Below are 10,803 nucleotides of genomic sequence, written 5' to 3'. Positions count from 1 at the left end.
TCGGCAGCGTCGGCGTCGTCATGCGGCAAAATGCGGTCGCGGGAGGCAACCATGGTGACCTTAACGCCCAGCTCCGCAAAGGCGGAGACGAACTCGGCACCGGTGACGCCGGAACCGACGACGATGAGGTGCTCCGGCAGCTCGGTGAGGTTATAAACCTGCTGCCAGGTAAGGATGCGTTCGCCATCCGGCTGCGCACCAGGTAGCACGCGCGGGGTGGCGCCGGTAGCTACCAAGACGAGATCTGCGTTAATGGTTTCCTCGTGGCCATCCTCATTGAATACGGCAGTGACCTTATGGCCGCCGAAGGCATCGGCTTCCTGATCCTCTGGGAAATAGCCGCGGCCATCGATAACGCGTGCGCCCAGGGACTCCACAGTGGCGCGGATATCGGAGGACTGCTTGCTTGCCAGATCCTGCACGCGCTTATTCAGTGCGGTCAAGGAAAGATGGGCCTGACCAATGCCCTGGTTAAGTTCCATATCCTCGGCACGGCGCAGGTCGGTCTTGATATTGGCACCAGCGATGAAGGACTTGGAAGGAACACAGTCCAAAATAACGCTGTTGCCGCCCATGCCCTGGTCTTCAATAATGGTGATTTCTGCACCATATTTAGCACCTGCCAACGCGGCCTCATAGCCGGCTGGGCCGCCGCCGATGATGACGATTCGCTTGGTCTGGTTCAACACGCACTTGCTCCTTTATCGGCTCCACTTTAAAAGTCGCTTACGAGTCTAACGTGTGGGACCTTAAAGCGCGTTAGTCTGTCTCCGCATTCTCCCCTATGAACTGCTCAACCACGGCGCCGAAGAGTTTGATGCCCACGCCGATGGCTCGCTCGTCCACGATGAGATCGCCCATGTGCAGGTCATGCTGTTCGCCTTCGCCGGACCAGCAGCCCAGCCGCGCCATGGAACCGGGGACCTTTTCCAGATACCAGGAAAAGTCCTCGCCACCGGAGGATTGCGGGGCTTGGACCACGGCCTGCGGATCGATGGATTGGGCCGCGGAGGCAAGCAGGGCGGTTGCGACGTCGTCGTTAAGCACCGGTGGTACGCCGCGGTTATAGGTCAGCTCATGTTCTACGCCTACCGGCGCGAGGATTTGATCCACCAGTTCGGTAAAGAGGCTTTGCATATTGCGCCAGATGCCAATATCGGCCGTGCGCATGGTGCCAGTCAGGCTGCCGGTCTCTGGAATGGCATTGGGTGCATACCCCGAGTTGACCTGGCCAAAGACCAAAACGGTGCCGGTGCGCGGGTCAACGCGGCGCGAGAGCAGCGCGGGCAGTTCGGTGATGACCTTGCCCAGGGCATAGATGACGTCGGCGGACAGGTGCGGACGGGAGGTATGCCCACCTGGGCCCTTGATATTTAGCTCCACGACGTCGGTAGCAGAAGTGATAGCCCCGGCGCGGATACCGATGCGCCCCACGCGCAGCTTGGGCTCGGCGTGGATGGCAAAAATGGAATGCACGCCTTCCAACGCGCCCCATTCAATAACGTCGGTCGCACCGCCGACCCATACTTCTTCGGCGGGTTGGAAGATGACTCGAATACCCAGCGGCAGTTCGTGGACGCGCTGAAAATCCGCCAACGCGCAGGCCAAGCCGAGGGCCACGGTGGTGTGTACATCGTGGCCGCAAGCATGCATCTTGCCGGGCACCTCAGAGGTATATTCCAGGCCGGTGACCTCGGTAACTGGCAGGGCATCAATATCCGCACGGAAAGCTAATCGGCCTAATTCCGTATCGGGGCCAATGTCTACCATGAGGCCGGTCTGTGGGAAACGCTGGGGCACCAGACCGTAGTCCTGCAGGATTGAGGCGAGAAAGTTGGTGGTTTCTACCTCTTGGTTCGCGGTTTCCGGGTGGCGGTGGATATGGCGCCGCCACGCGATGACCTCCGCACGGTGGGCATTGAACCACTCGTTGATGAATTCCGAGATCATCCGCGTGCCTTCCCTGTTGTTGAAATACGTCTGGGTGCAAAGTCTACAACTAGACCATGCGGTTCAGTAACTCAGGTGGTGATACGGGGTGCGCTAGGTCAGGGCCCTCTTCCACGTAGCGGCAAACCGACGCTGATCCACATAGCCTTGTGGGAAGGGCGCGACATCCTCGGCGGCCGCCACCGCGGAATCAGCTAAGTGCCCTTCCACCACGTCCCCGCCGGCCGGCAGCAGCACCGCCGGCGGGATTTCTAGGGCCAAGGCCAGCTTATATACCGTAGACAGCTGCGGATCGGCCATGGCGTGCACGCCATTCTCGTTGCGCTCCAAATTGGAAATTTGGCTGCGGGAGACTCCAGAAATCTCCGCGAGCGCCTGTTGCGAAATCCCCCTACGTTTCCGCACGCGCCGCAATTGCTGTGAAAATCCGTGGCCATAACTCGACCACATTAAATGAATGAAACTCATATACTCCCCCTGGAAAGTGCGGTCGCCTTTCCAGGGAGAACACTACCTTAAAGGTCGATATTGCGCGGGCCGTAGAGGCGGTCGCCAGCATCGCCCAAGCCCGGCACGATATAAGCCTCTTCATTCAGGGAAGGATCGATGGCGGCGGTAACCAAACGTACCGGCAGGCCGGATTCGGCCAGCGCATCCACGCCCGGTTGTGCCGAGACCATGCAAATGGCGGTGATATCGGTGGCGCCGCGGTCAGCAAGTAGGCGCAATGCGTGCAGCAGAGAACCACCGGTAGCCAGCATCGGATCCACCACAAACACAGTGCGGCCGGTGAGATCTTCCGGCAGTGCTTCCAAGTACGGCACCGGTTCGTGTGTCTCTTCATTGCGGGCCATGCCGATAAAGCCGACCTGTGCATCCGGAATCATGGACAGGGCCGGATCCACCATGCCCAGCCCGGCGCGGATAATTGGCACGATAATGGGCGGGTCCTGCAGGCGGGTGCCTTGGGCGGTAGAAACCGGGGTGGCGCAGTCGAAGTTCTCCACGGCAAGGTCGCGGGATGCTTCGTACACGAGCATGGCGCCCAAGTCTTTTAAGGCGGCGCGGAAGGCGGAGTTATCGCTGCGCGCATCGCGCATGAGTGTCAGGCGGGCGGCGGCTAGCGGGTGGTCTACTACGTGGATGTCCATGACCACCACTTTAAACTTTTTGGGAACCAAATGGGCCATTGGGCAGTCCAATAGGGCATGAGACCTTTCACGATCGATACCGACTATGCCCGCCACCTTGCCCGCGACCTGCATGCCCAGTCCCAAGGGGAGAATCCGCCCCATCCCGTTTTGCCTGAAGATTCCGCTTTCACTGCTTTTAATGAGGCCGTGCATGCCGCGCTCGATAATGTGGGCGCGCGCATGAGCGTGCTACGCAACGATATGGGGCAGGTAGCCCACTCCGGTTTCCAGATGTCGCGCGAGGCAGAAGATACCGATGCCGCGCTAGGCCAGCATCTTGGGGCGGCGATGTAGATGCTCGATACCGCGCTCAAGCAGATCGCCACTATGCAACCGGCGCAGCTTCCGGAGGTAGAGCTTCCCCGCGTGCCGGACCTTTCCGCCGCCGCGCCTTTGGCAGCCATCGCCCACGGCAATCCCGCTCCTTTACTCGAGTCAGCCAAAAACATCGACCTCGATAAGGAAACCATCTCGGCTGCGCTCGGCCAGGCCCGCACCTTAGTGACAGGCACCATCCGGGATCTGGTGGGCATCGCGACACAATTGCTGCGCCAGGGACTTCCCACCGCGCTGGGTCTTCTTTCGCTGGATCCGTCCACGCGTGCCGCCGCCATGGCCAAGCTGCGCGCGCTTGTCTCCCAGCACCTGGGCATGGCTACTGCTCGCGTGCAACGCCTGATGGGTGATCTCAGTGCGGCCGCTCAATCCTTGCAGCCGGTAGCGCAGCGGCCGGTGCACTCCGCGCTTGCCGACGCCCCCGTAAGCCCCACCGGTGCCCAGCAAGCCACCGCTCTTCCTGCACAATCTGCGGCGGGCGAGGGGGCCGGCGCCGATGCTGCCGCACACGACGCGCCTTCTCCCCCGCCGGCACCAGAGCCCTCTGCCGAGGGTGGTTCGGCCGCCGGGCAGGCCGCGGTCGCCGCGGCGAAGAGCCAAGTGGGCCAGCCCTATGTATGGGGTGGCACCGGAAACGGTGGCTTCGATTGCTCGGGCCTTACCCAATGGGCCTACTCCCAGGCCGGGGTGGACTTGCCGCGCACTGCGGACCAGCAGGCGGTTGGTCAGCAGGTCAGTGCGGATCAGTTGCAGCCCGGTGACCTGGTGGTCTGGGATGGGCACGTAGCAATGTATTCCGGCAATGGCGAAATAGTAGAGGCTGGAGATCCGGTGCAAACCAACCCGCTGCGCACTACAAATATGGGCATGCAATTCAAAGGATTTTGGCGCCCCACGGCCTAAGGCCGATGCGCTCTCGCGCGGTACTTGAGGCGTTGGGTAGACTAAAACGCCATGAGCACCCGCGCAATTGTACCTGTAAAGCTCTCGCTAACCGAGGGCGATTTTTATACCCTCTGGGCACCCAAGTGGCGCCAAAGTGGCTCCGAGTGGCAGGCCTTTCTAGGCGATGATGAGGCTGTCTTAGCTTTTAACTCGCCGGCCGAGCTGCTGTGCTTCGTGGAGTCTGGCACCAAGCACGATTTGCTGGATCACCCGCAGTGGGACCAGTTTGCCGGCCGCGATGCCGACCGCGTTACCCCAGCCGGGCGCGATGAGTATGACCTCATCGGCATGCCGGAGGCACTGGCTGGTCGCCCGAGCCACCAGAACGTGTCCACCGTGGCCCGCAACCTGGAGATTGCCTCCGCGCTTGCTGACGTCGCCGGTGCAGAACACACCACCATCTTCTTCGCTTCCCACTCCATTCTGCGCAATGTCTCCCGCGGCGCCGACCACTACTCCGGCGAGCAGGGCATGAGCGAGTGGTCCGGCGTGGGCCACGTCATCGCCGGCAATTGGAAGGGAGTCATCGAGGATCTGGATCAGCACGTTCGCGTGATCTCCACCGATGACTTTGACGCGGCCAAGGTTTCCGATGCCAAGGAGCGCATCTCTTCTGCTGCCGCCGCCTCCGCCGCTGCGGCCAAGGAAGCCGAGGAAAAGCGCAAGGCCGCCGCCGAGGCAGCCGACCCGTACGATAATTCCCCGTGGGCCGCCGCCGGCATCGATCCCATCAAGATCACCGCACAATCCAAGTCCGTCTACACCTTGCGCACCTACCTGGACGGCAAGCCCATTTTCTTGGGCAAGTGGGGAGAGATCTTCACCTTCGATTCCCCGAAGACCTTGGTGCGCTGGATCATGGACAACGATGACCACGACCTAGCCCGCGTATCCACCTGGGAAGAGGTTGTCTCCGCTGCCAACGCCGGCGAATTGGAGGTACAGGTCCACCCGGATAACCAGTACTCTTTCAATGGCATTGTGCGCGATATCGAAAAGGGCCCAGAGGCCGTCGATTCTGATCAGATGGCGCGTTGCTACGAAGTATGCGCCGATGCCGCCGACTGGGCGGGCGACGATTCAATTAACTCCTATATGCTGGCCAACCCCCGCCTGCAGGACTACTTGGGCTACATGCTCGGCTCTACCGAACACGCCGGCTATGTCCCCTCCAAGCCTTATACCGAGCACGCCGAGTCGTGGAAGGGCTTGGAAGACATGCTCATCAAGCGCTTCTCCAAGTTTTAAACCAGCACGGTAAGTTCTAAACCAGCACGGTTCGCACGGCCTCGGCCGCGCGTGGCATCAGCCGCCTCGCCTTTCCTCCCCACTCCCAGCACGTGGGAGGAGAAGGGGGCGGCTTTGTGCGTCTAGTCGCCGCGTGCTTCTTGCTCTTGGAGTCGGCTCCGGTCGCGCATGTATTTATCGAAAATCAGCCATACGATAGACAAGCCGAGTGCGATAATGGACCGGGCTAGGGTCCCTAGTCCAAAGACCCCGCCCAGTATCAGGCCGAGCACAATAACGCTGACGAATGCTACGACCCACGACACGTGCGTGTTGTAGTTCATCGCTTGACCTCCTTGAGTGTGACTTTATAGGTGGCGGCGAAGGTGGTCAATGAGGGCGTCGATAAGCTCGCGCGATTGTGGCGCCTTGGGTTTAATCTGGTCAAACCCGTGATAGGCGCCGGCCCACACGTCGAGGGTGGTGTCCACGCCGGCCGCATCGAGGGCTTGGGCAAAGGCCACGGATTCATCGCAGAAAAGGTCGATGCCGCCTACCCCGATCCACGTTGGCGGCAGGCCGAAAAGATCACTGCGCGTAGCCGGCGAAGCATAGGGCGGCAGGTCAACATCCAGGTGGTCATCTCCCAGGTACATGGACCACGCGCCGCGGTTCGGGCCCGCCGTCCAGATGAATTGGCCCACCGCACCGGACTTATCCGTGGTGCGGTGATCCAGCATGGGATAGACCAAGCCGAGCGCGCGGACAGGATGGCCCTCATCAAAGGCCCGCTGCACCAAGCCCGCGGCAAGGCCGCCGCCGGCGCTATCGCCGGCGACCGCGATGCGCGAGGTATCCCCGCCCAGCTTATCGCCGTGTTCTTGCACCCAGCGCAGCGCCGCGTAGCACTCATCATGGTCCGCGGGGAACGGCTCCTGGGTGGATTTATGGTAGCGCGGAGCCACCACGATGGCGCCGAGCTCGGCCGCCATGCGAGCATTTTGCGGGTCATACATGGCCGGGCCACCGATAAGATGGCCGCCGCCGTGCGTCCACACCACCACGGGCCGCGGCCCAGCATCGGCTACGCCCTGGGCAGTACCGCGTGGGGTAAGCACGCGGGTGCTAAAAGCGTGGCCGGCAAAGGAAGCGGAAAACTCCGTCACGTCCACCGCGTGCCGCATCGGACGGGAAAAGTCGATGCTGGCAAAGAAGCGGCTGACGCGGGCAAAGGTGGCGTCGGCAAGCAGATGCATTGGCAGGTACAGGACCGGGCTGCGCAGGCCCGGTGCCACCTCGCGCAGGTACGGCCGGCGGCTTAGCCCATACGCCACCGCCCCCGCGGCCGCGGCAACCCCGGTTAGGGCTGCCCCGGCCTTGAGAACTCGCGGTATGTGCATTTAGAAGTCGCGCAGGATGCGCTGTGCCAACGGCTCGGAAGATGCCGGGTTCTGACCGGTATAGAGGTTGCGGTCCACAATCACGTTCGGGGACATGGGATCGGTTTCCTGGTAATCCGCGCCGAGCTCACGCAGGCGGGTCTCCAGCGCCCACTTAGCGGCGGCAACCATCTCCTCGCCTTCCTCTGCATTGCTAAAGGCGGTCATCTTGTAGCCCTTGAACGGCCAATTCTCGTTATCCACTGCCAAGAGCGCGGCCGGGGCATGGCAGACCAAGCCGAGGGCGCGGCCAGAATCCATGCGCGCCTGCAAGAGCTTAGCGGAATCCTGGTCATAGGCCAGATCCTCCATTGGTCCGTGGCCACCTGGGTAGAAGATAAGGTCATAATCTTCCTCCTTGACCTCAGCCAGGTTCATCGGGTTTTCCAGCGCTACACCCAGCTCTGCGAGGTAATTTTCCTGTGCTTCGCGCACATTATCTGGCAGAACCTCCAGGCTGTACTCGTCTACTACGGGAGCCTTTGCGCCCGGAGTAGCGAAGTGGATATCCCAGCCCGCGCCCTGGAAGACGCGGTGAGGGGCAATAAGCTCCTCGGCCCAGTAGCCGGTGGGGCGCTTAGTGCCATCAGCCAGCGTCCACTCTTCAGCGGCGGTAACAACAAAAAGTACAGAAGGCATCTAAATCTCCTCTAATCGTTTTTATTCTTCAGCGGCTTCTGCCGCATCAGCGAGGGACTCCTCCGTGTCCGGGCCGGCAAGCTCCGGATCAGATAATTCCTCGTATGCTGGCAGGATAACCGTTTCTAGCAGATGCTGCCGTAATTCCTGGTCAGCGAAGGAATTCTCTACCGCTTTGACGGTGAGATCGAAAAATTCCTCCAGCCCATACCCGAAGGCCTCGCTTAGCGCGAGGAACTGCTTGGTCAGCGTGGTCTCGCCCGAGGAAATGGTGCAGGTAAAGCCCAGTTGCTGCAGCAGTGGCAGCGGGTGGTCATTGAGGTCCTCGGTTTCCTCAAGGGGAGTAAAGACGAGCGGGATGTGACGGTCGCGGATGTATCCAGAGGCCTGGCCGGGCACAATGCCCTCAATATTCGCGCTGAAGTCATCGATCATATTGACCGGATGGATCAGGCGATTCACGCCTGCCTGGGCGGCACGTTCTACTTCTGCGAAGTCTTCTCCCACCTGGATCTGGGTGGGCAGGTAAGCCGCACGAAAATCTGCGGCCCCGCTCGCTTGGCCCTGCGGCAGGCTATAACCCACCACGGGGGCATCATCAGGCACTGCTTCCTCTGGGGCCGAGCCAGCGAGGACAAGGCGGGAGTCAAGACCAGCGATGCGGGCGGCTGCGGCGGCCTCCACCACAGCGGCAGCGTCGAGACCAAGCTCTGCGGGGTCTAGGTGCACCTCTGCGTAGACCACGCCGTCTGCGGCCAAGGCCTCGTAGCGCTCACGGATGGTCGCGGTAAGCTCCTCCGGCGTAGCGGCCGTGGAGGTAATGGTCTCAAAGAGGGAGACCTTAGGAAGCTTGGCCACCACGTCGGCGGCGGAGTCCTTATTTTCTGGGCTAATTAAAGGCGCGTCATGCATGCGTCCCATCGTAGGCACGGGCCTAAGATGTGTCATGTCATGAAAAGAATTCTCGCTAGTTCTCTCACCGCCGTCTTGCTGAGCGGCCCACCGCTCGCGCTGGCGGAAGCGCCGACTACTCCTACCACCACGCGAACCACTGCCCCGGATACCGATAGGTGCCCCCACGCCGAGCGGCCGGAAAAGGCCACTACCACCTCGGAGCGGCTCGCCCCCGGGCAAGCCTCTCCCACCCCGCTGCCGCCGGTGGATAGCGATGAGGCCTGTGGCACTACCCTGCCTGCGGGGTTCCATGTGGACAAGGATGTAGTGGCCGCAGCATGGATGGTCTCCGATATCGATACCGGCGAGATTATCGCGATGAAGGACCCTAACGGCCGCTACCGGCCGGCCTCTATCATTAAGGCGCTGCTGGCGCTCGTGGTCATCGACGAACTGGATCTGCACAAGAAAGTCGAGGTAGGCGAAGAATCTGCACAGATTGACGGCTCTGCGGTGGGCATCGGTCCCGGTGGCAAGTACACGGTGGAGCAGCTCCTTGAGGGCTTGCTCATGGCTTCCGGCAACGATGCCGCGCACGCGCTGGCACAGGAATTGGGCGGCGACGAGGTCACTTTGCGCAAGGTCAATGACAAGGCGGCCGAGATTGGCACGAATTCCACCTTTGCGGCCAGCTATTCCGGGCTCGACGCCCCGGGGATGTCTACCTCGGCCGAGGATATTTCCCGCATTTACCGCGCGGCCTTCCATAACCCGACCTTTGCGCGCATTGTCGATACGGAGTCCGTGGATTTTCCCGGCTGGGGCGACTTTGATGGCTACCAATTAGGCAACGATAACGGGCTTTTCCTCAACGATCCGGACGGCATTGGTGGCAAGACGGGTTTTACCGATGATGCGCACCATACCTTCGTCGGTGCGCTCGATCGCCATGGTCGGCGCTTGCAGGCGGTCCTGCTCGATACCACCGTGGAGCACGGCCCGCGTGCCTGGGAACAGGCCCAAAAGCTTTTGTACGAGGCCTATAAGGTTTCCCCTGGGGATGGCGTAGGCCAGCTGCTTGCCGACGCCGACTCTCCTGCCTCCCCCGCACCCACACCTGCGCCCGATACCCAGGCACAATCTGCAAACTCCTCTTTAGCTGGGGTGCAGGGGTGGCTTGGCTGGGTCATCGCTGGCGCTGTAGCTTTGCTGGCTATTTGCGTGGGTGCTTTTTCACTACTTCGGCGTTAGCCCACTCATCGTGGGAGCCGCGGCGGTTATTTTTCTCCGTAATGGTGAAGGTGTGCACGCCGGCACCCACCCAGCTGGCGAAGGTACCAGGTCCCGGCACAATATTGACTAGGCGCCACCACTGACGCTTTGCGGACTGGGTGAGGCTAAGCCGCTCTTTGGTATCGACATCGCGCACTGTGTAGCCCATCAGCAGCTTGGCCGGGCTGGCGCCGAGCCAACACTCAGTGCCCAAAACGTAGAGCAGCAAGATGATGGCACCACCGATAAACGTCGAGAGTTCATCCACACCACCAGAAAGCAGCGCGCCGCCGAAGCTACCGCTGATGAGTGAGAAAAAGAATAGGTCCAAAATGGCCATTCCGATGCGCGCATCTTGACCGGCGCGCTGACTGATTTCAGGCGCTGGGTGTTGTAGCAGCGGTGCGGGGACGGCCGCGTTCGCCGTTGCCGGCGGGAATGGATTGTGCTGCGGGGCAAAGGGGTTGCGTGAATACGGCGACCCGTAAGGGCTAGCAGTCTGCGCAAATCGTGGTTCTTGGTGCGCTTGGTACCCCGGTCCTGCCGCCTGACCAGACTGAAAAAACTGAGCCTGCTGCGACTGCTGCGGCTGCTGCTGTTGCTGCGGCCGCGGGCTCCACTGGCCTATCGCGCCCAGCTGTCCCAAGTCACCCCACGTGGGGCGCAGACCCGTCTCACACGCCTTATCGTATTCCGCGCGCTTCGCAGCAGACCCCAAGACGCTGGCGGCGATGCGGAGCTGCGCACGCCGCGGGTCCTCGATGTCTTGACCTTGCTGCTCTAGCGACAAATCCTTGGACTCCAGTAAAACTAAGAGTTCCCGCTCGCCATCGCGGCGGTCTAGTCCCCATTCTTCATAAAGATTCGGTGCGATGTCATTGGCGTTCATAATGTTCTATCTTAAAGCC

Annotated in this window: 13 protein-coding genes; 4 read left to right on the top strand and 9 right to left on the bottom strand. The window is 61.3% G+C overall.

All coding sequences use genetic code 11. The features are described 5' to 3' along the window. The 4 genes from MHK05_RS07605 to upp all read right to left on the bottom strand — a co-directional run. On the bottom strand, window positions 1-689 hold a 689-nt coding region (locus MHK05_RS07605; RefSeq protein ID WP_239205861.1), incomplete at its 3' end, for an FAD-dependent oxidoreductase. A 70-nt stretch (window positions 690-759) separates the two neighbouring features. After that, window positions 760-1,950 carry a M20 family metallopeptidase gene (locus MHK05_RS07600; RefSeq protein WP_239205859.1) on the bottom strand — a complete coding sequence of 397 codons (1,191 nt, stop codon included), beginning with the start codon at window positions 1,948-1,950 and terminating at the stop codon, window positions 760-762. 93 nt (window positions 1,951-2,043) lie between these two features. Then, the gene (gene relB, locus MHK05_RS07595) at window positions 2,044-2,418 is read right to left on the bottom strand and encodes a type II toxin-antitoxin system RelB family anti-toxin (RefSeq protein ID WP_239205857.1); all 375 of its coding nucleotides are present in this window, start codon (window positions 2,416-2,418) and stop codon (window positions 2,044-2,046) included. A gap of 47 nt (window positions 2,419-2,465) precedes the next feature. After that, window positions 2,466-3,101, bottom strand: coding sequence for a uracil phosphoribosyltransferase (upp, locus tag MHK05_RS07590; RefSeq protein ID WP_239205855.1), 636 nt, complete (start codon window positions 3,099-3,101; stop codon window positions 2,466-2,468). A gap of 57 nt (window positions 3,102-3,158) precedes the next feature. Here upp and MHK05_RS07585 point away from each other — a divergent pair, with 57 nt between their 5' ends. The 3 genes from MHK05_RS07585 to MHK05_RS07575 are packed head-to-tail and all read left to right on the top strand — an operon-like array spanning window position 3,159 to window position 5,672. Beyond that, the gene (locus MHK05_RS07585) at window positions 3,159-3,437 is read left to right on the top strand and encodes a hypothetical protein (RefSeq protein WP_049383645.1); all 279 of its coding nucleotides are present in this window, start codon (window positions 3,159-3,161) and stop codon (window positions 3,435-3,437) included. Beyond that, entirely contained in the window at window positions 3,438-4,382 is a 945-nt protein-coding gene (locus MHK05_RS07580) for a C40 family peptidase (RefSeq protein WP_239205853.1), read from the top strand. A 51-nt stretch (window positions 4,383-4,433) separates the two neighbouring features. Beyond that, on the top strand, window positions 4,434-5,672 hold the full coding sequence (locus MHK05_RS07575; RefSeq protein WP_239205851.1) for a SatS C-terminal domain-containing protein: 1,239 nt from the start codon (window positions 4,434-4,436) through the stop codon (window positions 5,670-5,672). 122 nt (window positions 5,673-5,794) lie between these two features. Here MHK05_RS07575 and MHK05_RS07570 read toward each other — a convergent pair whose 3' ends face one another. The 4 genes from MHK05_RS07570 to MHK05_RS07555 are packed head-to-tail and all read right to left on the bottom strand — an operon-like array spanning window position 5,795 to window position 8,641. Then, complete coding sequence (locus MHK05_RS07570; RefSeq protein ID WP_239205849.1) at window positions 5,795-5,995, bottom strand: hypothetical protein; 201 nt, start codon at window positions 5,993-5,995, stop codon at window positions 5,795-5,797. A gap of 24 nt (window positions 5,996-6,019) precedes the next feature. Beyond that, window positions 6,020-7,051, bottom strand: coding sequence for an alpha/beta hydrolase (locus MHK05_RS07565; protein WP_239205847.1), 1,032 nt, complete (start codon window positions 7,049-7,051; stop codon window positions 6,020-6,022). Further along, window positions 7,052-7,729 carry a type 1 glutamine amidotransferase domain-containing protein gene (locus tag MHK05_RS07560; protein WP_049383641.1) on the bottom strand — a complete coding sequence of 226 codons (678 nt, stop codon included), beginning with the start codon at window positions 7,727-7,729 and terminating at the stop codon, window positions 7,052-7,054. It abuts the gene before it with no gap. A gap of 21 nt (window positions 7,730-7,750) precedes the next feature. Further along, complete coding sequence (locus tag MHK05_RS07555; protein ID WP_239205845.1) at window positions 7,751-8,641, bottom strand: amidohydrolase family protein; 891 nt, start codon at window positions 8,639-8,641, stop codon at window positions 7,751-7,753. A 39-nt stretch (window positions 8,642-8,680) separates the two neighbouring features. On the opposite strand from MHK05_RS07555, the gene MHK05_RS07550 reads away from it, so the two are divergent. Then, window positions 8,681-9,874, top strand: coding sequence for a D-alanyl-D-alanine carboxypeptidase family protein (locus MHK05_RS07550; RefSeq protein WP_239205843.1), 1,194 nt, complete (start codon window positions 8,681-8,683; stop codon window positions 9,872-9,874). Here MHK05_RS07550 and MHK05_RS07545 read toward each other — a convergent pair. Further along, a complete protein-coding gene (locus tag MHK05_RS07545) occupies window positions 9,837-10,784 on the bottom strand; it encodes an RDD family protein (protein ID WP_239205841.1) in 948 nt (315 codons plus the stop codon). The genes MHK05_RS07550 and MHK05_RS07545 overlap by 38 nt on opposite strands. Window positions 10,785-10,803: the final 19 nt, after the last annotated feature.

This window comes from Corynebacterium nasorum (assembly GCF_022347325.1).
In the GTDB taxonomy this organism is placed as follows: Bacteria; Actinomycetota; Actinomycetes; order Mycobacteriales; family Mycobacteriaceae; genus Corynebacterium; species Corynebacterium kefirresidentii.
Note: the sequence above shows the minus strand (reverse complement) of the source record. Positions and strands in the feature narration are given on the sequence as shown.

Excerpts from the sequence above, each read along its gene's own strand:
- MHK05_RS07600 (WP_239205859.1), bottom strand. The coding sequence starts at position 1,950 with ATGATCTCGGAATTCATCAACGAGTGGTTCAATGCCCACCGTGCGGAG.
- relB (WP_239205857.1), bottom strand. The coding sequence starts at position 2,418 with ATGAGTTTCATTCATTTAATGTGGTCGAGTTATGGCCACGGATTTTCA.
- upp (WP_239205855.1), bottom strand. The coding sequence starts at position 3,101 with ATGGACATCCACGTAGTAGACCACCCGCTAGCCGCCGCCCGCCTGACA.
- MHK05_RS07585 (WP_049383645.1), top strand. The coding sequence starts at position 3,159 with ATGAGACCTTTCACGATCGATACCGACTATGCCCGCCACCTTGCCCGC.
- MHK05_RS07580 (WP_239205853.1), top strand. The coding sequence starts at position 3,438 with ATGCTCGATACCGCGCTCAAGCAGATCGCCACTATGCAACCGGCGCAG.
- MHK05_RS07575 (WP_239205851.1), top strand. The coding sequence starts at position 4,434 with ATGAGCACCCGCGCAATTGTACCTGTAAAGCTCTCGCTAACCGAGGGC.
- MHK05_RS07570 (WP_239205849.1), bottom strand. The coding sequence starts at position 5,995 with ATGAACTACAACACGCACGTGTCGTGGGTCGTAGCATTCGTCAGCGTT.
- MHK05_RS07565 (WP_239205847.1), bottom strand. The coding sequence starts at position 7,051 with ATGCACATACCGCGAGTTCTCAAGGCCGGGGCAGCCCTAACCGGGGTT.
- MHK05_RS07560 (WP_049383641.1), bottom strand. The coding sequence starts at position 7,729 with ATGCCTTCTGTACTTTTTGTTGTTACCGCCGCTGAAGAGTGGACGCTG.
- MHK05_RS07555 (WP_239205845.1), bottom strand. The coding sequence starts at position 8,641 with ATGCATGACGCGCCTTTAATTAGCCCAGAAAATAAGGACTCCGCCGCC.
- MHK05_RS07550 (WP_239205843.1), top strand. The coding sequence starts at position 8,681 with ATGAAAAGAATTCTCGCTAGTTCTCTCACCGCCGTCTTGCTGAGCGGC.
- MHK05_RS07545 (WP_239205841.1), bottom strand. The coding sequence starts at position 10,784 with ATGAACGCCAATGACATCGCACCGAATCTTTATGAAGAATGGGGACTA.